This is a genomic window from Methylobacterium sp. Leaf456, from assembly GCF_001425465.1.
Lineage (GTDB): Bacteria > Pseudomonadota > Alphaproteobacteria > Rhizobiales > Beijerinckiaceae > Methylobacterium.
In genome coordinates, this window is the sequence record NZ_LMQV01000023.1 from 26254 (window position 1) to 48781 (window position 22528).

Genomic DNA, 22528 nt, shown 5'->3' on the forward strand with positions numbered 1-22528 from the left:
GCACAACAACATAGAGCATCGTCCTGGATCCCGGATCTCAGACGATGCTCTAGGGGACCGTCCCGGCCCCCAATTCCAAAGAAGTTCTCGCGCATCCCTTGGGTAAGTCCGCCATGAGTGCCATCGACGTCCGCGATCTGCTGAAGGCGGCCGGGCAAGCCGGCGCCCCGACCCCGGTGCCGCCGCCGCTTCCCCTCGGTGAGGCCGGCGCGGAGCCGGACCTCGCCCCCCCGCCGCCCGCGAGCCCCTGGCTGTCGCCGGTGGTGCTGGCGGGCTGCGTCCGGCTCGCCGAGTTCGGCGGGCTCGTGCTGATCGGCTTCGCCCTGCACGTGGCGCTGCTGCACGGGCGTGTGCCGCTCGCCCCGCGTTACCCCGCCGCCATCTTCGCCGTCGCGGTCGCGGCCATCGGCCTGTTCCAGGCGTCCGGCTGCTACCGGATCGGCGCCTTCCGCCACCTGCCCAAGACCGGACTCAAGCTCGTCGCCGGCTGGTCGCTCGCCTTCCTGATGGTGGCCGGCGCGATGGTGCTGGCGAAGGTGTCCGATCACTACTCGCGCATCTGGCTCATCAGCTTCTTCGCCACCGGCCTCGCGGCGCTGATGCTCGGCCGCACCGCGCTCTCCGCCTTCGTGCGGGTGCAGATGTCGCGCGGGCGCTTCGACCGGCGTACCGCCATCGTCGGCGGCGGCGCGGTCGCCGAGGAGCTGATCGGCGCGCTGCACGCGGCCGGCCCCGACAGCGGCATCCGCATCGTCGGCGTGTTCGACGACCGCGGCGACGAGCGCGCCAGCGACCACGTCGCGGGCTACCCCAAGCTCGGCAACGTCAGCGACCTCGTCGCCTTCGCCCGCCGCAACCGCGTCGATCTGGTGGTGTTCACCCTGCCGATCTCGGCGGAGGCGCGCATCCTGCAGATGCTGGCCAAGCTTTCGGTGCTGCCGGTCGATATCCGCCTCTCGGCCCACGCGACCAAGCTGCGGTTGCGCCCGCGCGCCTATTCCTATCTCGGCAACGTGCCGCTCCTCGACGTGTTCGACAAGCCGCTGGCCGATTGGGACGTGATCACCAAGGGCTTGTTCGACCGCTTCGTGGGTCTCGGCCTGCTGCTGGCGCTCTCGCCGGTCATGCTCGGCGTGGCGCTCGCGGTGCGGCTCACCTCGCCCGGCCCGGTGCTGTTCCGGCAGAAGCGCTACGGCTTCAACAACGAGCTGATCGAGGTGTTCAAGTTCCGCTCGATGTATGTCGATCAGTGCGATGCGGGCGCCTCGCGCCTCGTCACCAAGACCGATTCCCGCGTCACCCCGGTCGGGCGCTTCATCCGCAAGACCTCGCTCGACGAGCTGCCGCAGCTCCTCAACGTGATCCGCGGCGATCTCTCCCTCGTCGGCCCCCGGCCGCACGCCCTCCAGGCCAAGGCCGCCAACACCCTCTACGATCAGGTGGTAGACGGCTACTTCGCCCGCCACAAGGTCAAGCCCGGGATCACCGGATGGGCCCAGATCAACGGCTGGCGGGGCGAGACCGACACCAGCGAAAAGATCCAGCGCCGCGTCGAGCACGACCTGCACTATATCGAGAACTGGTCGATCCTGTTTGACCTGAAGATTCTCGTGACGACGCCGCTGGCCCTGTTCAAGACCGACAGCGCGTATTGAGGTTTCTCGCCGTCATCGCTTCGGCTTCGCCGCGCGAAGACGGAGAAGGTGGGCGGTGGAACCGACAAAAAAAGCCCGGAGCCTCACGGCTCCGGACTTTTTTCATGAGAACGCCGTTCGGTTACGGCAGCGCGCCCGCCGCCTCCTTCACCTTCGTCATGGTGTTCTGGCACTCGGTCTCCTTGCCGGCCTTGTCCTGCTCCTTGGCGGTGGCGAGCAGCTTGCGCGCCTCCTCGACGCCGGCCTTGGTCGACTTGGTCGAAGGGTCGGACGGCTTGCCCTCCGGCGCCTTGTCGAGGGCCATGGGCGAGCCGGAGGTGGTGGCGCCGCCCGGCGGCTCCTTGCCGGTCACCTGCTCGGCCCCGGTGCTGTTGAGCCGCCGCTCGATCGTCGAGATGTCGTCCTTGCAGGTCACGGCGAGGGCGGGTCCGGCGGTGACGAGGAAGGCGAGGGCGGCCGGCAGGCCGAGGGCGATACGCATGGTGGGCTGTCTCCGGGATCACGGGCCGCGCCTTCGCGCTGGCCGAGTGCCCAGAAAGCCGCCGAACCCATGGTAAGTTTCCGGCCTGCGACGCTACGCCCTTGCGGCCTGTGCCAGCGCGCTGCGCGCACGAAAAAGGGCGCGGACCTCGCAGGTCCGCGCCCCCTCATCGAGCGGTCGCTCGGTTTTAGCGCATCAGGGCGACGAGGGCCGAACCGGCCGGGCCGGCGAGCTCCTTGGCGTCGATGGTGCCGTCGTTGTCCGGGTCGGCAGCCTTGAACTGGGCGGCCACGGCGGCGAGGTATTCCTTCTTGTCGAGGGTGCCGTCGCTGTCGGGGTCGAACTGCTTGAGGTCGGCCGCGCTCATGCGGCCCGTGAGCTCCTTGGCGTCGAGGGTGCCGTCCTTATCCGGATCGAGCTTGTCGAAGGCGGCCGACGCGGCGGTCTGGGCCTCCTTGAGATCGATCGTGCCGTCCTTGTCCGGATCGAAGGCGGCGACATCGACCTTGGTCATCGTCGGGGCTGCGAAGGCCGGGGCGGCGGCGCCGAGCGCAAGGGCGAGGAGGGCGACATGGGTGGGGCGGAACGCCATGGGGAATCTGTCTCCTGGTCTTAGGGCCCGGCGCGAACCGGGCGGGTCGGCAAACGGACTGGCCGGGAACGGTCGCGCGCCTCACGCATCCGTCGCCCCGGCCGGCATCCTTGCGTAACTCGCCCGGGATGATTTGGCAATATGTCCGGGCGGGATTTCCAGAAGAACGTGTACGATCTCGTCCGGTTGCATGCGCCCGACGAGGGGCTTCGAAACGAAGAAGCGCGGCGCCGGGGGCCCGGCGCCGCGCTTCTCGAAGGGTCGATCCTTGGGACCGGGACGACCGAGGCCGTCCCGGATGCGTCGGTTTTCAGCCCTTGCGGACCAGCGGCTCGATGGGGGCGGCGGGCGGCGGCGGGGCGAACAGGATGCGAAGGCCGCCGAAGGCCGCGATCGGCGCGCCGGGCGCGAGGCTGCGGTTGATCGAGGCGTTCGGCACCGCGACGATCGGAACCTCGTCCACCGGCGAGAAGGTGCCGAAGGTCGAGTAGCGGCGGTTGAGGGCGTTCTCGACGTAGCCGTAGATCTCGATGTTCTCGGTCACGCGGTAGGACGTGTTGAGGCCGAACACCGCGTAGTCGCCGGTGGTCCGGTTCAGGTTGGACGGATCGCCGACCAGGAACTTGCCGGTGGCGAAGCGGCCGAGCGCGCCGATGCGCCATTCCGGCGTGACCTGATAGTTGAAGCCGAACTTGACCTGATGCGGCGCGACGCCGGGCAGACGGTTGCCCGGACGGACCTGCACGAGGCCGCCCTCGTCGCCGCCCTCGCTGTTGAACGGGTTGCCCGGCGCGGCCAGCTCGATCGGCGACTGGAAGGTCGCATCGACATAGGCGTAGTCGATGAAGGCCGACCATGTGGGCGTCGTGTAGAACAGGCTCGCCTCGACGCCCTGCCGCTTGGTGGATCCGACGTTGCGGAAATAGGCGCGGCCGATCGTGTCGGGGGCTGGCACGAACAGGATGTCGTCGTCGTTGCGGGTCGAGAAGAAGCCCGCCTTGTAGGACAGGATGCCGCCGAACCAGTCGTCGGGCTGCGGGATGCGGCCGCGGATGCCGGCCTCGACGGTGCGGGCCTTGACCTGCTTGAGCGGCGGATCGCCGACGAAGAAGTTGGTGAGCGAGCACGGCGCCTGCGGGTCGGCGCAGGACAGTTCAGCCGGGGTCGGGGCGCGGTTGGCCTCGGAGTATCCGCCGTAGACGTTGAGGTAGTCCGGGATCACCTTGTAGGCGAGGCCGACGCCGGGATTGAAGCGCTGGTAGTAGTGGTCGCCGTTGAGCGCGGTGCCGATCTGATCCTGCAGCACGATGTGGGCCATGTTGAACCGGCCCTGCAGCGTCAGGGTCAGCCGGTCGGTCAGGTCGGTGACGTTCGAGAAGTAAATGCCGCCGTAATCGTTCGAGGAACGCACCGAGACCGGGGTGATGATGCCGTCGTCGCTCGACACGACGATGCCGGGGCCGGCGAAGCCGCGGTCGAGGGTCAGGCCGCCGATCGAGTTGTCGGCGTTGAACCGGGTGCGGCCGCCGTCGTACGAGCCACCGATGACGAAGCGGTTCGGCAGGCCGAACAGCGTCTCGCGCACCGTGGTCTGGATCGTGGCGCCGAAATTGTCGGTGTCGGTGCGGGTCTGGTTGAGGAAGGCGTAGGGGCCGCCCTCGTCGAACCGGTCGGCGAAGATCGGGTTGACCGCGCCGAAATTGGCGGTGCGGACGCGGTTGGCCCGGACCCGGGCGCCGGTGCGGTCACGCAGGAAGAACTGCTCGTCGTCGGCGCCCTCCGCGCACAGGAAGCGCTCGTCGGCCTCGCAGTTCTCCACGTCGGCGGCGTCGCCGTTGGCGGTGCGCTGCTTGAACACGCCGTAATAGGCGTTGCCCTGCACGCTGATGGTCGGGGTGACGTCGTAGGTGCCCGACAACTGGAAGCGCAGGAAGTCGTTCTTGGTCTGGTCGGGATAGGTGAAGACGTCGTTGTACTTGGCCTGGAGCAGCTCCACCGGCGCGGTGCCGTTGCCGGTGAGGCTGTTGCTGGCGCCGATCACGTTGAAGTGGAACTCGCCCTTCTCGGCCAGCACGCCGAGGTCGGCGTAGATCTGGTTGAGACGCGAGGGCGAGTGCTTGCGCCAGCCCCGCTCGCCGAGCACGTTGCCGGCGACGTAGAGGCCGACATTGTCCACCCGCTGGCCGTGCTGGAACGCCACCGCGCCGCGGCCGAACGAGCCGCCGAGCAGGTTGATTTCGCTGCCCTGGTAGGTGAAGCCGTTCTTCAGCGACACCGCGAGCGAGCCGCCGAGCGCGTTGAGGCCGAAGGCCGGGTTGGAGCCCTCCAGTTCGATCCGGTCCACCGCGATGTCGGGGATCAGGTCCCACTGCACCGTGTCGCCGAACGAGGTGTTGAAGCGCGCGCCGTTGACGTAGACCGCGACACCCTGCGGCGAGCCGCCGAGCGGCGAGGCCTCGAAGCCGCGATAGGTGATCGTCGGCTGGAAGGGGTTGCCCTGCGCGTTGTTGATGCTGATCGAGGCGACCCGCTCATCGAGCGAGCGGACCACGCTCGGGAAGCCGACGCGGTTCACGTCGCTCGCGGTCAGCACGCTGGTGTTGTGCGGAACCTTGTTGCGGTCGATGCCGTCGAGCACCGTCAGTTCACGCGTCACGCCCGAGGCGGTCGGCGCCGTGACGATCCGGCGCGGCGCCGCGACGGGCGTGTTCGAGACGACGCTGATTTCGTCCAGCGTCACGGCCTGCTGGGCCAGAACCTGCCCCGGCAGCAGCGCCACCGATGCGACCAGGCTGCCGCGCAGCACTCGCAATGTCATTCCCCGAGCCCTTGTCGCTTCGTGTTTATGGCCCACCCGTGGGGCCTTGCCGCGACTGTCACCCGAGAAGCGTGGCCGCCACAATCACGCCACAGCCTCTATCGGGGCATTTATGAGGGATCGCTCAAGCTTCGTGCCCCGGCGTGCCCTTGCGGCAACATATTTCTTGCGCTCCGACAACCACTTACGGATAAAAAGGAAGGTATGTTCGGGATCATTCGGCAACATTTTCGGAATCTGGCGTAGTCGATCCGCGAAGGCGCGCGGTGAGGCGGTCGAATCGCGCGGGCGTCGGCGGCTGGCATCCGCCCCGCGGGCCGCTTACCTGTGCAGCCTTCGTCCTCCCAACGAGCCCCTCCATGTCCGATACGCTTCTCCGCTTCGACCGTCTCGACCCCTTGCGCGCGCAGGTCGCGGCGTGGCGGCGGGCGGGTGAGCGGATCGTGCTGGTGCCGACGATGGGAGCGCTGCATGCCGGCCATCTCGCCCTCGTGGCGCATGCGCGGGCGATCGGTCAGCGGGCCGTGGTGAGTATTTTCGTCAATCCGACCCAGTTCGGCCCGAGCGAGGATTTTTCGCGCTACCCGCGCGACACCGAGAGCGATCTCGTCCTGCTGGCCGGCGCCGGTGCCGACGCGGCTTGGCTGCCCACCGTCGAGACCATGTATCCGGCGGGCTTCTCCACCCGCATCGAGCCCGGCCCCGCGGCCGAGGGCCTGTGCGGCCATTTTCGCCCCGGCCACTTCTCGGGCGTGGCGACGGTGGTGACGAAGCTCCTCAACCAGGTCGGGCCGGACGTGGCCCTGTTCGGCGAGAAGGATTTCCAGCAGCTTCAGGTGATCCGCTCGGTCGTGCGCGACCTCGACCTCCCCGTACTGATCGAGGGCGTGCCCACCTTGCGCGAGGCGGACGGCCTCGCCCTGTCCTCGCGCAACCGCTACCTCGCCCCGGCCGAGCGGGCGACCGCGCCGCGCCTGCACGCGGTGCTCTCACATATCGCCGAACGGCTGGCGGCGGGCGCCGAGGCCGCGCCGTTGGTAGGTGAGGGCATTGCGGAGTTGAAAGCCGCGGGCTTCGGCCCGGTGCAGTATCTCGAAGTCCGCGACGCCGCCACGCTGAGCCCCGTCGCGCGGGTCGAACGCGCGGCGCGGGTGATCGCGGCGGCCTATCTCGGCGGCACGCGGCTGATCGACAACGTGGCGGTGGTACCGGGCTGACTCACCCGGCAGCCTTTCGGATCGTCACGCCGCCTTAGCATTAAAGTTGCGTTTTTGAGCGAGCAGGTTTGCCCCCATTCTTGTGGCCTCCACCGCGTCGGCGTCTTCGGACCTCCGCGGCACGGCGCTCGAGGTGGGCTTGCCGGGCGGCGGCCTGATGCGCCCGGCGCCAGAGCGACCACGTGATGACGCGGGCGGGCTGGATGCGCCGCTGTGCCAGCCGCTCGGCGATGCGGCGGATCTCTTGGATCGACCCGCGGATCAGCAGGCCGCGCGTCCACAGGCTGGCCTGCTCGTAGTCGGCACCATCGAGGTGGGCCAACTCGCAGTAGGCCCAGTCGTACAGCCGCGCGCTCTTCGTGCCCCCGCCCGCCGACAGGCGTACCCAGGCAGACGGAGCAAGGCCGTCGGCGATCGCCTCGGCGGTGCCGGCCACCAGCGGCTTGCCGACCCAGGAATTGAACAGGTGATCGGTCTTGACCCCGAGCACGTAGCCCTTGCCCGCGCGCCGCAGCGCCCTCTCGATATCGCCGACCCCGTAGACTGTAACGGCCGCCACCCATGAGAACGGCACGCTGGCGGCGATCGCCCGCTCGATCATCGCCAGAGCCAATCCCGGCTTCGTCGAAAAGCTCGTCCCCTCCGGCATGTGGGCAGCGGCCAAGTGAACCGGATCCGAGGTCAAGGTCTTGGGCAGGTACAAGGCCCGATCGATGAACGCATGGCCGTGCCGGGCGGCGTAGGCCGCGAATACACCGATCTGACAGTTCGTGATCTTGCCCGCCGAGCCGGTGTACTGGCGATGCACGCCGCACGAAGCTCTGCCCTGCGTGAGAAAGCCGGCCTCATCCTGAGCCTGTCGAAGGATCGTCGATAACAAGAACCGCGTCCGGGTCGGCCAGGGTCTCCAGGGCATAGTCCCGCACCACGTCGCGCAGGGCATCCGCATCCCAGCGTCCGCGCCCGAGCACGGCCTGCTGGCGCCAGGGACCGGGATCGCCCGTGGCTCCCGCCCGCATCCAACCCGTCTTGCGCCACTCCTCGCCGAGCAATCCGTCCAGGAATGCTCCCGCCGAGGCTGCGACCCGCTCCTGCGTCAACAGCGGGCGCAAGCGTCCCTTCACCTCACGCAGCGACGAGGCCCACAACTCCAGCGTCACCTCGATCGAAGGGCCCGAACGCTTCAGAGTCGATCCGTCACACCACATCTTGGGACCGTACACCTAGACAACGACTCAGGGCCGTATCCGATCCGACGCAGCGAGGCCGGATACGGCCCGAGCCTCGGAAAACGGTCGGAGGCCGCGTCGACCATTCATTCGAGGAATGTCCAACCGGATCTCAACTGGTCGAGCTTGTCCTGGTCGAGCGGTGCCGGACAGTCCGCCCCCTCCCGTGGGAGCGTCGGCGGCGCGTCGAGACGCGGCCGGACCGGGTCGAACTGCCGACGGCGGAGATTTCGCGCGCGTGCCTTGCGCGTGGCCGCGTCGATCCGGGGAGGGCTTTGCATCGTCATGACGCGGACGCCTTCAGTGCGACAGGAACAGCGGCACGGGCGCGTGCTTCAGGAGGGAGCGCGTCACGCCGCCGAAGAAGAACTCCCGCGCGCGGGAATGCCGGTAGGCGCCGAGCACGATCAGGTCCGACCGGAACAGGCCGGCCTCGATGCGCAGCGTCTCGGCGATGCTGCCCTGCCGCGGCAGGTCGTTGACGGTGACGCCGATCCCGTGCCGCGCGAAATGAGGGGCGAACTCGGCGCCGGGGACCGCGTCCGGCTCTTCACCGATCGACACGATCTCGACCGCCTCGGCCGCGCGCAGGAACGGCATCGCGTCGTTGGCGGCCCGCGCCGCCTGCGCGCTGCCGTCCCAGGCGACGATCACCCGCCGGGCAGCGAAGGCCCCGTGGCCCGGTGGCACCGCGATGACGGGGCGCCCGCTCGCGGACAGGGCCTTCTCGATCGTCTCGCGGTCGAGGTCGTAGCCCCGCGGCCCGGCATCCAGAATCGTCAGGTCGTGCAGCCGCGCCCGATCCGCCAGCCGGTTCACGACCTCCGGGTAGGGCAGGCTCGGCGTTTCAGTCGTGCAGACGAGGCCGGCCTGCGCCGCGTCGCCGGTGGCTCGTTCGGCGACGGAGCGGGCGAGGGCATCGAGGCGGCGGTCGATGAGGGGAAAGCCGTCGTCGTCGAAGTCGCCGAGCCACGCGTCGTCGCCGGCGAGGCACCACGAAGCCGACTGGACGGTCAGATGGGCGCCGGCGGCTCTGGCGAGGGTGAGCCCGTATCCGATGGCGGCGGAAGCCTCGTCGTACTCACCCTCCACGGTGGTGCCGACGAGGATGTCGCGCAGGGCCGCGAGGGGAGATGGGTTCGCTGACATGGCCTGCCTCCGGCTGAGCGAAGGCAGCATCCGGCAGGTTCTCGGAAACGCCTTGATCCAGGTCAAGGAACATCCCGGTCGCCGCGGCGCATGAAGGATTAACGCATGTCAATATTCGAGTGCCGCTAATCCCCGTAACAGTTGTAAAATGAATAATGAAATCAATCAATAATTGATAACGTTCATGCGTCCACAAAAAGAATGACCTCAAGAGCTGTGCGAAGACAAGAATCGGGACTAGGGTTCACGGTTAAGTGATTTGCATCAAAATCTTGCTCGTACCGCGACGCGGCTTGAAACATTGAACGATACGGCGGCGCGACCGTCACAAGCCGCGACTCGCGACATCGCAGGGAAGACAGGCGATGACGAAGTCGGGGAATTGGTTCGACACGGGCTGCAACGACGGCGATCCGCTGACGGTCGAGGATCTGCGGCAGATCCTCGACGAGGTCGGGGTCTGCGTCTGGTCGCTCGACATCCCGACCGGGCGGATCACCGCCTCGCCGAGCTGCGCGGTGCTGTTCGGCGCGCCGCCCGAGCAACTGAGCACTTTCGCGGCGACCCAGGAACGCGTGCATCCGCAGGACCGGCGGGTGCGTACCGAGGCCATCGAACGGGCCCTGGCGGAGGGTGGTCGCTACGACGTCGACTACCGCGTTCGGCGACCGGACGGACAGTTCCGATGGCTGCGCTCGCACGGCCAGGTGCAGCTCGACGCGGCGGGGCGGCCCGCCCGCCACCGCGGCGTCGTCCTCAGCATCGACGATCAGAAGCGGGTCGAGTCCGACCTGCGCGCCCGCGAAGCGCATCTGCGATCGATCCTCGACACCGTGCCGGAGGCCATGGTGGTCATCGACGAGGGTGGCACCATTCACTCGTTCAGCACGGCGGCCGAGCGGCTGTTCGGCTATCCGGCCGCCGAGGCGGTCGGGCGGAACGTCCGCATCCTGATGCCCGAGCCGATGCGGGCGGAGCACGACGCCTATCTCGATCGCTACCGCCGGACCGGAAAGCACCGGATCATCGGCACCACCCGCGTCGTCGCCGGGTGCAGGCAGGACGGCACCGTCTTCCCCATGGAGCTCAAGATCGGCGAGATGCGCTCGGGCGAGCAGGTGTTCTTCACCGGCTTCGTCAACGACCTGACCGAGCGCGAGCGGACGCTGGCGCGGCTGCAGGAACTCCAGTCCGAGCTGTTCCACGTCTCCCGCCTCAGTGCGATGGGGGCGATGGCCGCGACCCTGGCGCACGAATTGAACCAGCCGCTCGGGGCGATCACCAACTACGCCAGGGGCTGTCACCGCCTGCTGGCCGAGCGCGGCCCCGACGGCGTCGCCCAGGCCCTGGAGGTTCTCGATAAGACATCCGAACAGGCGTTGCGGGCCGGAGAGATCATCCGGCGCCTACGCGCCTTCGTCGCCCGCGGCGAGACGGAGAAGCGGGTCGAGCCGGTCGCCAAGCTGATCGAGGAAGCGAGCGCGCTGGCGCTGGTCGGCGCGCGCGAGCAGGGGATCGCGATCTGCGTCCGGCTCGATCCACGGGCCGAGTCCGTCCTGGCCGACCGGGTACAGGTGCAGCAGGTGCTGGTCAACCTGATGCGCAACGCCTGCGAGGCGATGCAGGACCGTCCCCGGCGCGAACTCGGCGTCGAAGTCCGGCGGATGCCGTCGGGCATGGTCGAGATCGCGGTCTCGGACACGGGGCCCGGCATCCCGCCCGCGGTGGCCGAGCGGCTGTTTCAGCCCTTCTTCTCGACGAAGCAGACCGGAATGGGGGTCGGCCTCTCGATCTGCAAGACGATCATTGAGGCGCATGGCGGTCGAATGAGCGGCGAGCGCAATGCGGCGGGCGGGGCCACCTTCCGGCTGAGCCTGCAGGCCGCGCGCGAAGGGGAGATGGGCCGAGGGGAGATGGGCCGAGGGGAGATGAGCCATGGAGGCTGATCTCGTGCATGTGGTCGACGACGATGGAGCGATGCGCGATTCGCTCGCCTTCCTGATCGGCATCGCCGGCTTCGAGACAAGGGTCTACGAGAGCGGCGCCGATCTGCTCGCGCAACTGCCGAGGCCGGCCGCGGGCTGCGTGCTCGCCGACATCCGCATGCCCGGCATCGACGGACTGGAACTGCTGCGCCGCCTGCGCTCGGCCGATCAGAAGCTACCGGTCGTGATGATGACGGGCCACGGCGACGTGCCGCTGGCGGTCGAGGCGATGAAGCTCGGTGCCGCCGACTTCATCGAGAAGCCGTTCGATGCCGAAGCTTTGCTCCACGCCCTGCGCTCGGCTCTGCGGCCCGGGGGCGACAAGGCATCCGACGCGACGCTTCAGGAGTTCCTGCGCCGGGTCGGCACGCTCAGCGAGCGCGAGCGGCAGGTGCTCGACCATCTGGTTGCGGGCGGCACCAGCAAGGCGATCGGCCGCACCCTCGACATCAGCCCGCGCACCGTCGAGATCTACCGGGCCAAGCTCATGGCCAAGACCCGGGCCGGGACCCTCCAGGAACTCGTACGCTGGGCCGTGCTCGCCGGGCTCGCGTGAGGCGAAACCACTTGAGGCAGGTCAACACCGGCCTCGCGACCCTCCCGCAGGATGCACGGCACGAACGGGCTCGAAGCCGAGCCTCGGCGCGCATTCCGACGAAGCGCCATCGGTTCGTCGGAAAAGACGCGACGCGCAACGAGAGCCTTGGGCCAAGGATCGCATGTCGGACCCTTCGATCATCTACGTCGTGGACGACGATCCCGCCGTCCTGCACTCGACGCGCTTCCTGTTCGAGAGCCAAGGCCATCGCGTCGAGACTTTCGCGAACGGTCGCGACCTCCTGGCCGCCTATCCCGTGCCTCGTCCGTCCTGCGTGCTCATCGATCACATCATGCCGGGGATGGATGGGCTCGAAGTCGCGAGCCGCCTGCGCGACCTCGACGCGCGCGTGCCCGTCGTGCTGGTCACGGGCCACCCCGATCCGCGCATCCGCATCGCGGCCTGGGGCGCGGGCGTGCCGTTGATCGAGAAGCCGTTCGCCTATGAGGTCTTTCGGACGACGCTGCCCATCGGCGCCGACGCACGGGAGCCGTTCGCTCGACCCCGACCGCCCCAGGGAGAACCGTAGGCGACCGCGTTCCGTCAGGCTCTCAGGCGCATGCGCTCGCCGTGATCCAGGAAATTGCCCGCGTGTCCGCCGAGGCGGCGACGGCGCGGTGCCGGGGTCTCGCAGGGATCATGGAAGAGATAGTAGCCGAACGCGGCCGAGGCTTCGCGCGCTAGCATGGGCTGGAAGCCCACCGGCAGGTTCCCGTCCTCGCTGAGCGTGCGGCCGAAACTCCATGCGTCCGGCCGGACGAAGTACGGGATCGGCATGGCCTGGGGCACGGCACAGCATAGTCCCGGCTCGGCGCGTCGCTGGAAGATGCGGTAAGACCGGATGAATGCCATCGGACTCTTCTTGCGGGTGTCGGATCGGATGATCGGGCGGCGTCGGCTCGGTTCGATCACGGCCGCCGCCGCACGCTCTAGCTCTTTGTAGCCGCACGATGATTTCGGAAAACCGGCTTCCACTTTTTTCGCATCGTGCTCCAGCGGGAGCCGGCTTCAGGCGGCCTTGGCGAAGGCCGTCTCCTGCACATCGTGGGACAGGGTCGTCGCCTCTTGGCGGTCGTCGGACACGCCCTTGGTCACGAATGCGGTCTGAAGCTCGACGAGACCCATGAGCGAGCCGCAGCGGGTCAGGGCCGACATATGCTCGGCCTGGGCCTGCAGACGACGGCTCGCGAAGCGCATGGTCTCGGCGGTCAGCCGCAGCGGAAGTTCGACGGCGAGGGCGTGCCACGTCGTCAAGCCGGTTCCCAGCGCCTCGGCTGCGCCGGACGGCGCCTGGACATGGATCTGCATCGGGTGTTTCGCATTCATGGAATAACCTCCATCGCTCCGATCTTGTCGAGCGAGCAAGATGTCCAGAGACACTGCGGCGGCCTTGATTTAAGTCAAATCCAATAATTTTGCTGAAGATTCAATATATATACAGAAATTATAGGAACTTATTCGACCGTTACTCTGGCGAATTTCATATTGGTTCTGAATATTGAGCGTGTTTCCGATAATTTTGCGACCGTGATGTCCTCGAACTCGGAATGAACGGCGTTCGATTCGCCTCCCGATACGTAGTTTCCCTTAAGAAGGAAAGCCTACGGAACCGACCGGAATTTTGTTGCCGGCGGCGTACGGCCAGGTTCTTCCCGTCGCCGAAGGTCGGGGAGTCGCCTCATGTCTTCACTACCGATATCCGCTCGATCGATTCCATTCCCTACGTCCACGAGGAAGGGTTCCGTCGGGACCGTACCGATCAGCCCGTGGGACAGCCTGTATTTCGCCGGTTGCCCGGATCTGATCGGAACGCCCTTCTCCTACGCGCGGGAGGAGGAGATCTATGGCGAGGCCGAGGAGGCCGAGTTCGTCTACAAGCTGCTCGACGGGGCGGTGCGCACCCACAAGATCCTCAGTGACGGACGGCGCCAGATCACCGGCTTCCACCTGCCCGGCGAGTTGCTCGGATTCGAGCAACAGGATCGGCATCGGCACGCCGCCGAGGCGCTCACCGACACGCGGATGTTGATCTTTCGGCGGCGGCAGATCGAGCGGATGGCCGCCTGTAACGCCACGGTCGCCTGCCAGCTCTGGAGCCTCACCGCCCGCCGCCTGCGCGACGCGCAAGACCATATGCTCCTGCTCGGCCGCGGCTCGGCGATGGAGCGCCTCGTCGCCTTCCTGATCGACCTCGACCTTCGGCTCGGCGCCACCGGGACCTTCGTCCTGCCGATGTCGCGGCGCGACATCGCCGATTATCTCGGGCTGACCATCGAGACCGTGTCGCGCCTCATGACCCAACTCGAAGTCGACGGCGCGTTGCTGCGCTGCAGCGGCCGTCAGCTCAGCCTCCACCGCACGCATCTCGATCGCCTGATCGCCTTCTGAGCCGGTCCCGGCCGAACCGGGGAGGAGGTCGGCATGGCCAAGGTTGCCCGCTTCGCTCTGAACGGTGTGCTGGATGTCGCCGCTCTTCTCATGGTGGTCATGGTGGCGGACCTGACGACCCGGATCGCCTATTCTGAGGCAGCCGTCGCGATGCGCGTGGACGCGGTCACGCATTGCGCGACCGCACGCCCGGTTGCGTCGGAACGGCCCAGGGGAGGGCGCCGCGGGACCGCCACCGTTGAGGACTATCGCAGCATCGGCAGCCGCGTCCCGCTCACGGTGCCGGCGTCCGGGCGCCACCCCGTGCTCGCAACGCCTTGTCGATCTCCATGACGGGCACGATCGAGAGTGCGAGCGCGCAGAGGACGAGCCACGTGCCCGGCGAAACGGGTTCGATCCGGAGGATGCGGCTGATCCCCTGAACGAAGGCCGCGGCACCCTGTCGTCGCCCGGCGTCTATTCCGGCGACCTGACGATCCGCTCGACGCCTTCGCCGCCGGCCTCGGCGACCACGCCATCCGAACGACGCTGTGCCCTGGCGGCAAGGAGCGCATGCGCTGGCTGATGGAGGTCGTCGCCTTTGGCCGGGTCGATCTGCGCGGGCTCGTGACCCAAAGCTTCCGCCTGGAGGCGATCGAGGCGGCCTACGATCTCTTCGCCGGACAGCGGGACGGCGTGTTCAAGGCGGCCATCACCCCGTGAGCCCACCATCGTGCCCGACCCCGTCCCTTGCGCAAGGTCGGGAGGACGATCGGTTTTGATCCATCTCAACGACGAGCCGATGCGGCGGCCTTACCGTCGCGCCTCGCGCCAACGGTGCTCTCAGGATGGTCCTCATGCAGGAACACGCGCAGGCAATCCGCGAATGGTTCGTCCGGCGGCTGGCGGAGGCGGACATCCTCGACGGGAGCGGGTGCGACGCGCTCCTGTCGCTTCCGTTGCAGGCAAGGCGGATCGAGGCCCGCACCGACATCGTCGGCGGAACCGATCCGAGGGGCGCACATCTGATCCTGAGCGGCATCGCCTATCGCTACGAGTTCCTGCCCGACGGCGTCCGCCGCATCGTCGCCCTGTACTTTCCCGGCGACCTCTGCTTCTCGCGCCTGCCGATCCCGACCGCTTCGCAGGGTACCTTGGAAGCCCTGTGCGAAGTCACGGTGGCCGATCTGCCGAACCGAACGCTTCGATCCCTGACCGAGGCACACCCCGCGACCGAGCGCGCCCTCTGGTGGCATTCCTCGGTCGAGCTCGAGATCACGCGCCAGTGGCTGGTGCTCGCCGGACGCCTCGCCGACCAGCGGATCGCCCATCTGATCTGCGAAATCCTGGCGCGGATCGGCGCCGTCGGCACGGGCCGGACGGACACGTTGCCGAACCACTTCCGGCAAACCGTCATCGCCGACATCACCGCGATCTCGATCGTGCACGTCAGCCGGGTGCTGCAGGCCCTCAGAGCCTCCGGGCTCATCGCTCTGAAGCGGGGCGTCGTCACGGTGCAGGATCACGCCGGCCTCGCTGCCCTGGCCGATTTCGATCCCGGGTACCTGCACCTTCCCGGATCGAAGGCTCTACCCCGATCCGGGCGCGCCGCGCGAACGGACGCAGCGGCCGTCGCCTCGCTGTTACGCGGCGGCCGGAGCGGATCGACGCGGCAGCCATCGGCACCGGAGCAACCCCTACCCGCGTCGGCTCGATGAAGGGGTCTCCTCCCGCTCAGGCCGCACCTGTTCGACGCCCTGTGGGAGACCGGGGCACGATCTCCGGGAGCATCCCGCCGGGGACGCCGATCGGTTCGCCCATGGGCGGGATGTCCTCGGGTTCCGTCTCGGGCCCGCCGAGGGGTTCCGGCAACTGCGATTCCCCGGGCCAATGCGGGCGCGCCGGGGAGGGCGGGGGAAAGCTCGGCTCGGGTTGGCCGGGATGGGGGAGCCTCGGTGCGGTGTCGCCGACGGAGGGCGTCGTCACGGCGGCGCCTCCTTCAGGCTGAGGATGTCGTCGATGACCGCGTCCGCCTCGTTCCGGTCGAGCCGAAGGCTCGGCATTCGCTGATGATGGCTCTGCAGGAACACAGTGAGGGCGGTGCCGGTCGTGGACGGCATGTTGGCGATGCCGACGAAGGACGGACCGACGAAGCCGCCCGCGTGCGGCTGCCCGCCGACGACGTGGCACTCGGCACAGAGCTGCACGGCCAAGGTCCGGCCGCGCTCGCGGTGGTTTACATGTGAATCCCCGACGGCGCCGGCTTTTTCGCTTCCTCCGAACGTCACGAGCAGGCAGGCGACGATCACGGCGCCGACGAGAGGCGCAAGCGTCTTGGTCATGGCGTCCTCGCCTGTCGCAGCCAGACCGCTGCACAGACCAGGGCCACGCCGCCGAGCGCGACATGCGCCCACGCCGCCGCGAGGTTGGTCGAGAACCCCAGCGCCCAGGGCGACAGCAGCGTCCAGAGTCCGAGGCCGGCGACCATCCGCTCGAATGCGGCGCGGAAACCGATCAGGTTGAGGTCGGTGAGGACCAGGATCAGCAGGCCCGGCATGAGCGCCGAGGCGGCCGCGCGATCCTGGTCGGCGGCGATCAGGACCCACGCGATCGCGATGAGGAGGGTGCCGGTCGCATACTGCACCGTTCCGATGACGAGTTCACGCGTCTGCCACCGCGTCGAGGCGTGCTGCAAGCGATCCATGGCGTGGCTCCGATCCTCTCCACGCGGCCGGTGCCGCGTCGAGACCGAGCGCATCCTCCGGTGCGCTCGGCCCGCCGGCCTTGATCTCCGTCAAGACGGGGGACGGGCGAAACGCGTCCACTGTCCGGGTCGGCGCCGCCGCTGCGCATTCCGAGCCGAGCCATGCTCATCGTCCTGTCCGCCAGCGTCGCCCTCGTCGTCGTCACCATCCTGGTGCTCTACGAAACCCTGCGGCTGACCTCCGAGCATCTGGCGGACCTGCCGCTGCGGCCGCGCTGGCGCATCATCGCGGTGGTTCTGGCGGCCTTTGCCGGCCATACGGCGGCGGTCTGGGTGTATGCGGGTGCCTACTGGCTGCTCGTCCTCCGTTTCGGCCTGGGAGCGTTCTCGGGTGTACCGATCGAGACCTTCGAGGATTGCCTGTTCGTCTCCGTGGTCGCCTACTCCCCGCTCGGCTACGGCGATCACGTGCCCGTCGGCCACGCCCGTCTGCTGACCGGCGTCGAGGCGCTGAACGGTCTCCTCCTGATCGGATGGTCCGCGTCCTTCACCTATCTCGCCATGGAGCAATACTGGCCTCTCCACGGCAAGACGCACGCTCATCGTGCGACTTTGTCCCGGCACGCTGCCGCCGAAGCGCCGGCGGTAAACCGACGACACCTCCAGCCGCCGGCGCCTGAACACGAGCTTTCCGTCCTCCAGTCCATCCCGCGAGCCGATCGAGACCGGCAAGCCACGCTTCGGTCGTAAGCCGCGATCCCGACGCGTCAAGATTTTGCGATAGATCAATTCACCTTTTCAGAAACGCGAGACAAGTCGCGTGCATCCTTGGATGAATCGGGATGAAGCCGGGGACGTGCGGAGCAATCCGATTTGGCCAGGAGTAGCTCGGAGGATCGGCGGGTGTCGCAGAATCAGTATGAGGGCACCGCCCAAATCAGTCGGTTCATGGGTATCGAGATCGAACACCCCGCCGATGTTCTGGCTCCCCGCGAGGAAACCGAACTTCTGGGTCGCAGCGCCGTCGACATTCTGAGCGAACGTCCCGGACCTCACCGGGTCATCGACATGTGCTGCGGCTCCGGAAACCTCGCTTGCGCCGTTGCGACGGCATTCAATTCGGCGACCATCTGGGCCTGCGATCTGACCTCGGCTTGCGTGTCCGCAGCATGGCGCAACGTCGATCGCCTCGGCCTCTCGAACAGGGTGCAGGTTCGTCAAGGCGATCTTTTCGGCCCTCTGCCGATCGAGGAGTTCGACCGGAGCGTCGATCTCGTGATGTGCAACCCTCCCTATATTCCGACCTTCCGGCTCGACGGCAACAAGGCCGATCTCGTGCGAAAGGAGCCGCGCGAAGCGTTCGACGGGGGGCTCTACGGCTTCACGATCCATCAGCAGGTGATCGGCGCGGCACTGCGCTACCTACGGCCCGGCGGATGGATCGCGCTGGAATACGGCGAGCGGCAGGAAAAGCAGATCGATGCTCTGTTCCGTAGGGCTGGCGGCTATTATGAACCTCATCACAAGCTCAACGAATGCGGCGTGCCGCGTGTTGCCGTAGCACAGCGAAGCTGTTGAGTTGAACATACAGCGCGATCGCACTTCATAAAATTTGGAATTTTATGAAGTTATTTGTCATAACGGTCGAGAAGATAATCTGATTTCCCTGGAGAGTGTCTTGGCGACTTGGAGCGCCTAGCAGAACGGCAGGATGCGGCGGTTTTTGCGTTGTGCGGGCATGGTCTGAATGCGCGAGCGGCTCTTCGGCGCCAGGATGCTGGCCGCCCCCTCGCTGGCGATCGTCGTTGCGCCATCCTGGGCGAGCGCGGCGGTGGCGGCGAAGCCGAACGCGACGGCGCAGATCGTCCCCTTCATGAACGCATTCCCCTCTCCCGGCTCGGCGCGGCTGAGAGGCGAACCATCGTTCTCGGGGCGCAGCCGCCGATCTGAGACACATCCGACCACCGAAGCGGCGAGGGTCGGCGTCAGACGATGCGGCGGTCGAGGCGGATGATGCGGCAGGGATCGCCCGCCTTGGCCGCGGGGGCGTGCGGCGCGCGCACGAGAAGCGCCTCGCTCGAACCCAAGACCGAGAGCATGGAGGAATCCTGCCGGGTCTCGGGGTGGGCGACCGGCAGGCGGTCGGGGGCCGTGTCGAGGCGGGCGCGCAGATAGTCCTGGCGCTGGTCGTTCTCCGGCATGTCGCGGCCGAGCAGGGCCGGCTCGCTACGATCCTCTCCGGCGCGCGGGTCGCCGAGGAGCGCCCGGATCGCCGGCACCACGAACAGCAGGCCGCAGACGATCGAGGAGACCGGATTGCCCGGTAACCCGATCACCGTCATGGCCCCGAGCCGCCCGAACATCAGCGGTTTGCCGGGGCGCAATGCCACCCGCCAGAAGCCGAGCTCCAGCCCTTCCTCGCGGAGCGCCGCCTGGACGAGGTCGTGATCGCCGACCGAGGCGCCGCCAAGCGTCACGACGAGGTCGGCCTTGGCCGCGCGGGCGCGGGTGATCGCGTCGCGTAAGGACCCGAGGTCGTCGGCGACGATGCCGAGATCGATCGCCTCGGCCCCGGCCTCCGTCGCGAGCGCCGAGAGCGCCAATCCGTTGGAGGCGACGATCTGGTCCCAGGCCGGCGTCTCGCCCGGCCGCACCAGCTCGTCGCCGGTGGCGATGACGGCGACCCGCGGGCGCCGCCGCAGGGGCAGCACCGCATGGCCCGCGGCCGAGGCCAGCGCGAGGCGGCGGGCATCGAGGGTTTCGCCCGCTTGCAGCAGCGTCGCGCCCTCGGAAAAATCGAGCCCGGCCCGGCGCAGGAACCGGCCGGCGGCGACGGGCTCGCGGGCGGTGACGGTGTGACCGTCAGCGTCGGCGTTCTCCTGGATCAGGATGGCGTCGGCGCCCTCCGGCACCGGCGCGCCGGTGAAGATGCGCACCGCCTCGCCCGGCCCGATCGTTTGGGAGTAGCCGTGCCCGGCGGCGCTGGTGCCGACCAGCCGCAGGGTTGCCGGGACGCTCGCCACGTCGGCGGCGCGCACGGCGTAGCCGTCCATGGCGGAGGCCGGGAAGGGTGGCTGAGTGCGCGACGCCGTGATGTCGGCCGCAAGGGTGCGGCCGGCGGCCTGGGCAATGGGGATGGATTCGGACTCGACCGGGCCGGGGATGGCGGCGAGGATTTTTGCGAGGGCGTCCGCGACGGGGAGGAGGCTCACACCTCGTCCTCCGCGCGCCAGAGGCCCGACTTGCCGCCTTCCTTCGACAGCAGGCGAATCCCCTCGATCCGCATGCCCCGGTCGGCGGCCTTCACCATGTCGTAGACCGTGAGGCAGGCGACCGACACGGCGGTCAGCGCCTCCATCTCGACGCCGGTCTGGCCCTGCACCCGCACCTCCGCGGTCAGGCGCAGACCGGGGAGCGCGTCGTCCGGCTCGCAGGCGATCTTCACCTTGGTGAGCAGCAGCGGGTGGCAGAGCGGGATCAGCTCGTGGGTGCGCTTGGCCGCCATGATGCCGGCGAGGCGCGCGGTGCCGATCACGTCGCCCTTCTTGGCGTCGCCCTCTTGGATCAGCGCCAGCGTCTCCGGCCGCATCACCACGGCGCCCTCGGCCACCGCCGTGCGCGAGGTGGCAGTCTTGTCCGAGACATCGACCATGTTGGCCGCGCCGGACGCGTCGATATGGGTGAGGCGGCCCTCGCTCAAACCGTGTCTCCGAAAAGCAGGGCGCGGGTCGCCGCGGTGACGTCGGCCTTCCGCATCAGGCTCTCGCCGACCAGGATCGTGTCGAGACCGTGCTCGCGCAGCCGCCGTACGTCGGCGTGGCTGCCGATGCCGCTCTCGGCTACCGCGATCCGGTCCGCCGGGATGCCGGGCTTCAGGTCGATCGCCGTCTCGAACGAGACGTCGAAGGTCTTGAGGTTGCGGTTGTTGACGCCGACGAGCCGCGTGCCGAGGGGAATCGCGCGCTCCAGCTCCTCCGCGTCGTGGACCTCGATCAGCACGTCCATGCCGAGATCGTGGGCGGTCTCGGTGAGGTCTCTAGCCTCGGTGTCGTCGAGGCAGGCCATGATGACGAGGATGCAGTCGGCGCCCCAGGCGCGGGCCTCGAACACCTGATACGGTTCGAACAGGAAATCCTTGCGTAGCACCGGCAGGTCGCAGGCGGCGCGGGCCTGGACGAGGAATTCCGGGGCGCCCTGGAAGGACGGGGTGTCGGTCAGCACCGAGAGGCAGGTCGCACCGCCCGCTGCATACGCCTTGGCCAGCGTCGCGGGGTCGAAGTCGGCGCGGATCAGCCCTTTGGAGGGCGAGGCCTTCTTGATCTCGGCAATCAACGCCGGGCGATCTTGCGCGATATGCGCCTCGATGGCCGCGGCGAAGCCGCGGGGGGCGTCGGCCTTGGCGACGAGCTTTTCCAGCTTGGCGAACGGCAGACGCAGCTTCGCTTCCGAAATTTCGCGGCGCTTGTAGGCCTCGATCCGGGCGAGCACGCTGGCGCGCTCCGGTGCCGGGGGGGCCGCGATCACGTCGGCTACGATGTCGTCCATCGGTCTGTCCTTCGTGTCTCTCATGAAAAGGCCCGTCGGCGGGCATGTCATGAGGTGCACTCAAAGCCCTGGCGGGCCTTATCACGCCCGCGAGGCGGCGACGAGCCGGGCCAGCGTGCCCCGCGCCGCGCCCGAATCGATCGCTGCCTGCGCCCGTAGGACGCCCTCGGTGAGGGTACCGGCGGTCCCCGCCACCACAAGGCCGGCGCCCGCGTTCAGCACGGCGATGTCGCGATAGGCGTTGCGTTCGCCCTCCAGCACGGCGTTGAGCGCCGCCGCGTTGTCTTCTGGATCGCCGCCGCGCAGGTCGTCGAGGGTCGACAGCTTCAGGCCGACATCCTCCGGGTGGATGGTGAAGTGCCGGAGCGCGCCGTCTTCCAGCGCGACCACCGCGGTCGGGCCGGTCGTGGTGATCTCGTCGAGCCCGTCGGAGCCGTGCACGGTCCAGACCCGGCGGCTGCCCAGCGCGCCGAGCACCCGCGTCAGCGGCTCGGCCCAGGCCGGGCGCGACACGCCGAACACCTGGGCGGTGACGCCGGCCGGGTTCGAGAGCGGGCCCAGCATGTTGAAGATCGTGCGGAACGGCAGTTCGGAGCGCGTCGGCGCGACGTGGCGCATGGCGCCGTGATGGGTCTGCGCGAACATGAAGCACAGGCCGGCCTGTTCGAGGCAGCGGGCGAGCCCGGCGGGATCGAGCCCGATGGTGACGCCGAGCGCCGCGAGCACGTCGGCCGCACCCGAGCGCGAGGTGGCGGCGCGGTTGCCGTGCTTGGCGACCGGCACGCCGCAGGCCGCAGTGAGGATCGCGGCGAGCGTCGAGACGTTGTAGCTGCCCGAATGATCCCCGCCGGTGCCGACGATGTCGATGGCACCCTCCGGCGCCGTCACGGGCAGCATCCGGGCGCGCATCGCCGAGACGGCCCCCAGGATCTCGTCCTCGCTCTCGCCGCGCACGGCGAGCGCCGTCAGGAAGGCCCCGGCCTGGACCGGGGTGACCTCACCCGAGAGCAGGTCGTCGAAGGCGGCGCGCGCCTGCTCGCGGGTGAGCGCGGCGCCGGTCGCGACGGTGGCGAGATGGGTCTTGAAGGCGTCCATGGGTCGGGCTCTGCTCGAACCCTCTCCCCTCCGCGGGCGAGGGTGGCCCGCGAAGCGGGTCGGGTGAGGGGCGCGCGCTGTCCGGAAACGTCG

Annotated in this window: 23 protein-coding genes and 2 pseudogenes; 11 read left to right on the plus strand and 14 right to left on the minus strand. The window is 68.4% G+C overall.

Features of this window, described 5'->3' with window-relative positions:
* The first annotated feature begins 113 nt into the window (after window positions 1–113).
* On the plus strand, window positions 114–1655 hold the full coding sequence (locus ASG52_RS13645; protein WP_056243926.1) for an undecaprenyl-phosphate glucose phosphotransferase: 1542 nt from the start codon (window positions 114–116) through the stop codon (window positions 1653–1655).
* A gap of 121 nt (window positions 1656–1776) precedes the next feature.
* Here the strand turns inward: ASG52_RS13645 and ASG52_RS13650 are convergent, their stop codons facing one another.
* From ASG52_RS13650 to ASG52_RS13660, 3 genes are all read right to left on the minus strand, one after another.
* Window positions 1777–2136 carry a hypothetical protein gene (locus ASG52_RS13650; protein ID WP_056243928.1) on the minus strand — a complete coding sequence of 120 codons (360 nt, stop codon included), beginning with the start codon at window positions 2134–2136 and terminating at the stop codon, window positions 1777–1779.
* Between the two features lie 187 nt (window positions 2137–2323).
* Window positions 2324–2728: a lanmodulin LanM gene (gene lanM / locus ASG52_RS13655; RefSeq protein ID WP_056243932.1), complete on the minus strand. Its 405-nt coding sequence runs from the start codon at window positions 2726–2728 to the stop codon at window positions 2324–2326.
* A gap of 310 nt (window positions 2729–3038) precedes the next feature.
* Window positions 3039–5540: a TonB-dependent receptor gene (locus ASG52_RS13660; protein WP_082552580.1), complete on the minus strand. Its 2502-nt coding sequence runs from the start codon at window positions 5538–5540 to the stop codon at window positions 3039–3041.
* Window positions 5541–5905: 365 nt separating this feature from the next.
* Between ASG52_RS13660 and panC the strand changes: the two genes are divergently transcribed.
* Window positions 5906–6763: a pantoate--beta-alanine ligase gene (panC, locus tag ASG52_RS13665; RefSeq protein ID WP_056243938.1), complete on the plus strand. Its 858-nt coding sequence runs from the start codon at window positions 5906–5908 to the stop codon at window positions 6761–6763.
* Window positions 6764–7004: 241 nt separating this feature from the next.
* Here panC and ASG52_RS13670 read toward each other — a convergent pair.
* Together ASG52_RS13670 and ASG52_RS13675 are read right to left on the minus strand one after the other, a co-directional pair.
* Window positions 7005–7971, minus strand: a pseudogene (locus ASG52_RS13670) (IS701 family transposase); the annotation flags it as partial.
* Between the two features lie 321 nt (window positions 7972–8292).
* Window positions 8293–9141, minus strand: a complete 849-nt coding sequence (locus tag ASG52_RS13675) for a universal stress protein (protein WP_056243942.1) — start codon at window positions 9139–9141, stop codon at window positions 8293–8295.
* Window positions 9142–9506: 365 nt separating this feature from the next.
* Between ASG52_RS13675 and ASG52_RS13680 the strand changes: the two genes are divergently transcribed.
* The 3 genes from ASG52_RS13680 to ASG52_RS13690 all read left to right on the plus strand — a co-directional run bounded on the left by ASG52_RS13680 (window position 9507) and on the right by ASG52_RS13690 (window position 12253).
* Window positions 9507–11087 carry a PAS domain-containing sensor histidine kinase gene (locus ASG52_RS13680; protein WP_082552553.1) on the plus strand — a complete coding sequence of 527 codons (1581 nt, stop codon included), beginning with the start codon at window positions 9507–9509 and terminating at the stop codon, window positions 11085–11087.
* The gene (fixJ, locus tag ASG52_RS13685; RefSeq protein ID WP_056243943.1) at window positions 11077–11682 is read left to right on the plus strand and encodes a response regulator FixJ; all 606 of its coding nucleotides are present in this window, start codon (window positions 11077–11079) and stop codon (window positions 11680–11682) included. The genes ASG52_RS13680 and fixJ overlap by 11 nt, the downstream gene beginning before the upstream one ends.
* Before the next feature lie 163 nt (window positions 11683–11845).
* On the plus strand, window positions 11846–12253 hold the full coding sequence (locus tag ASG52_RS13690) for a response regulator transcription factor (protein ID WP_082552554.1): 408 nt from the start codon (window positions 11846–11848) through the stop codon (window positions 12251–12253).
* Between the two features lie 14 nt (window positions 12254–12267).
* Here the strand turns inward: ASG52_RS13690 and ASG52_RS27915 are convergent, their stop codons facing one another.
* Complete coding sequence (locus tag ASG52_RS27915; protein WP_200945608.1) at window positions 12268–12699, minus strand: hypothetical protein; 432 nt, start codon at window positions 12697–12699, stop codon at window positions 12268–12270.
* A 33-nt stretch (window positions 12700–12732) separates the two neighbouring features.
* Window positions 12733–13050, minus strand: a complete 318-nt coding sequence (locus tag ASG52_RS13700) for a phasin family protein (RefSeq protein WP_056243946.1) — start codon at window positions 13048–13050, stop codon at window positions 12733–12735.
* 354 nt (window positions 13051–13404) lie between these two features.
* Here ASG52_RS13700 and ASG52_RS13705 point away from each other — a divergent pair, with 354 nt between their 5' ends.
* The 4 genes and pseudogenes from ASG52_RS13705 to ASG52_RS13715 all read left to right on the plus strand — a co-directional run bounded on the left by ASG52_RS13705 (window position 13405) and on the right by ASG52_RS13715 (window position 15809).
* Window positions 13405–14112, plus strand: a complete 708-nt coding sequence (locus tag ASG52_RS13705; protein ID WP_082552555.1) for a helix-turn-helix domain-containing protein — start codon at window positions 13405–13407, stop codon at window positions 14110–14112.
* A 33-nt stretch (window positions 14113–14145) separates the two neighbouring features.
* Window positions 14146–14445 (plus strand): hypothetical protein, encoded by a 300-nt coding sequence (locus tag ASG52_RS27695; protein ID WP_056243948.1) that lies wholly within the window; start codon window positions 14146–14148, stop codon window positions 14443–14445.
* Between the two features lie 100 nt (window positions 14446–14545).
* Window positions 14546–14814 (plus strand): annotated as a pseudogene (locus tag ASG52_RS26395) (NAD(P)-dependent alcohol dehydrogenase); the annotation flags it as partial.
* A gap of 125 nt (window positions 14815–14939) precedes the next feature.
* Entirely contained in the window at window positions 14940–15809 is an 870-nt protein-coding gene (locus ASG52_RS13715) for a Crp/Fnr family transcriptional regulator (protein ID WP_082552556.1), read from the plus strand.
* 264 nt (window positions 15810–16073) lie between these two features.
* Here ASG52_RS13715 and ASG52_RS13720 read toward each other — a convergent pair whose 3' ends face one another.
* Both ASG52_RS13720 and ASG52_RS13725 read right to left on the minus strand, forming a co-directional pair.
* Window positions 16074–16433 (minus strand): cytochrome c family protein, encoded by a 360-nt coding sequence (locus tag ASG52_RS13720; protein WP_056243954.1) that lies wholly within the window; start codon window positions 16431–16433, stop codon window positions 16074–16076.
* On the minus strand, window positions 16430–16795 hold the full coding sequence (locus ASG52_RS13725; protein WP_056243957.1) for an SPW repeat protein: 366 nt from the start codon (window positions 16793–16795) through the stop codon (window positions 16430–16432). The genes ASG52_RS13720 and ASG52_RS13725 overlap by 4 nt, the downstream gene beginning before the upstream one ends.
* Before the next feature lie 162 nt (window positions 16796–16957).
* Between ASG52_RS13725 and ASG52_RS13730 the strand changes: the two genes are divergently transcribed.
* Both ASG52_RS13730 and ASG52_RS13735 read left to right on the plus strand, forming a co-directional pair.
* The gene (locus ASG52_RS13730; protein ID WP_082552558.1) at window positions 16958–17545 is read left to right on the plus strand and encodes an ion channel; all 588 of its coding nucleotides are present in this window, start codon (window positions 16958–16960) and stop codon (window positions 17543–17545) included.
* Window positions 17546–17698: 153 nt separating this feature from the next.
* Window positions 17699–18373 carry a N5-glutamine methyltransferase family protein gene (locus tag ASG52_RS13735; protein WP_056243961.1) on the plus strand — a complete coding sequence of 225 codons (675 nt, stop codon included), beginning with the start codon at window positions 17699–17701 and terminating at the stop codon, window positions 18371–18373.
* 117 nt (window positions 18374–18490) lie between these two features.
* Here the strand turns inward: ASG52_RS13735 and ASG52_RS13740 are convergent, their stop codons facing one another.
* From ASG52_RS13740 to trpD, 5 genes are all read right to left on the minus strand, one after another.
* Window positions 18491–18670 (minus strand): hypothetical protein, encoded by a 180-nt coding sequence (locus tag ASG52_RS13740; protein WP_056243963.1) that lies wholly within the window; start codon window positions 18668–18670, stop codon window positions 18491–18493.
* A 110-nt stretch (window positions 18671–18780) separates the two neighbouring features.
* Window positions 18781–20007 (minus strand): molybdopterin molybdotransferase MoeA, encoded by a 1227-nt coding sequence (locus tag ASG52_RS13745; RefSeq protein ID WP_056243965.1) that lies wholly within the window; start codon window positions 20005–20007, stop codon window positions 18781–18783.
* Entirely contained in the window at window positions 20004–20495 is a 492-nt protein-coding gene (moaC, locus tag ASG52_RS13750) for a cyclic pyranopterin monophosphate synthase MoaC (RefSeq protein WP_056243968.1), read from the minus strand. Before moaC ends, ASG52_RS13745 begins: the two co-directional genes overlap by 4 nt.
* Window positions 20492–21340 carry an indole-3-glycerol phosphate synthase TrpC gene (gene trpC, locus ASG52_RS13755; protein WP_056243969.1) on the minus strand — a complete coding sequence of 283 codons (849 nt, stop codon included), beginning with the start codon at window positions 21338–21340 and terminating at the stop codon, window positions 20492–20494. Before trpC ends, moaC begins: the two co-directional genes overlap by 4 nt.
* Window positions 21341–21421: 81 nt before the next feature.
* On the minus strand, window positions 21422–22435 hold the full coding sequence (trpD, locus tag ASG52_RS13760; RefSeq protein WP_056243974.1) for an anthranilate phosphoribosyltransferase: 1014 nt from the start codon (window positions 22433–22435) through the stop codon (window positions 21422–21424).
* Between the last annotated feature and the right edge of the window lie 93 nt (window positions 22436–22528).

Coding starts and splice junctions, on each gene's coding strand:
- panC (WP_056243938.1), top strand. CDS start 5,906: ATGTCCGATACGCTTCTCCGCTTCGACCGTCTCGACCCCTTGCGCGCG.
- fixJ (WP_056243943.1), top strand. CDS start 11,077: ATGGAGGCTGATCTCGTGCATGTGGTCGACGACGATGGAGCGATGCGC.
- ASG52_RS13720 (WP_056243954.1), bottom strand. CDS start 16,433: ATGACCAAGACGCTTGCGCCTCTCGTCGGCGCCGTGATCGTCGCCTGC.
- trpC (WP_056243969.1), bottom strand. CDS start 21,340: ATGGACGACATCGTAGCCGACGTGATCGCGGCCCCCCCGGCACCGGAG.
- ASG52_RS13690 (WP_082552554.1), top strand. CDS start 11,846: ATGTCGGACCCTTCGATCATCTACGTCGTGGACGACGATCCCGCCGTC.
- ASG52_RS13645 (WP_056243926.1), top strand. CDS start 114: ATGAGTGCCATCGACGTCCGCGATCTGCTGAAGGCGGCCGGGCAAGCC.
- ASG52_RS13715 (WP_082552556.1), top strand. CDS start 14,940: ATGGTCCTCATGCAGGAACACGCGCAGGCAATCCGCGAATGGTTCGTC.
- ASG52_RS13675 (WP_056243942.1), bottom strand. CDS start 9,141: ATGTCAGCGAACCCATCTCCCCTCGCGGCCCTGCGCGACATCCTCGTC.
- ASG52_RS13700 (WP_056243946.1), bottom strand. CDS start 13,050: ATGAATGCGAAACACCCGATGCAGATCCATGTCCAGGCGCCGTCCGGC.
- ASG52_RS13730 (WP_082552558.1), top strand. CDS start 16,958: ATGCTCATCGTCCTGTCCGCCAGCGTCGCCCTCGTCGTCGTCACCATC.
- ASG52_RS13725 (WP_056243957.1), bottom strand. CDS start 16,795: ATGGATCGCTTGCAGCACGCCTCGACGCGGTGGCAGACGCGTGAACTC.
- lanM (WP_056243932.1), bottom strand. CDS start 2,728: ATGGCGTTCCGCCCCACCCATGTCGCCCTCCTCGCCCTTGCGCTCGGC.
- trpD (WP_056243974.1), bottom strand. CDS start 22,435: ATGGACGCCTTCAAGACCCATCTCGCCACCGTCGCGACCGGCGCCGCG.
- ASG52_RS13705 (WP_082552555.1), top strand. CDS start 13,405: ATGTCTTCACTACCGATATCCGCTCGATCGATTCCATTCCCTACGTCC.
- ASG52_RS13680 (WP_082552553.1), top strand. CDS start 9,507: ATGACGAAGTCGGGGAATTGGTTCGACACGGGCTGCAACGACGGCGAT.
- ASG52_RS13650 (WP_056243928.1), bottom strand. CDS start 2,136: ATGCGTATCGCCCTCGGCCTGCCGGCCGCCCTCGCCTTCCTCGTCACC.
- ASG52_RS13740 (WP_056243963.1), bottom strand. CDS start 18,670: ATGAAGGGGACGATCTGCGCCGTCGCGTTCGGCTTCGCCGCCACCGCC.
- ASG52_RS27695 (WP_056243948.1), top strand. CDS start 14,146: ATGGCCAAGGTTGCCCGCTTCGCTCTGAACGGTGTGCTGGATGTCGCC.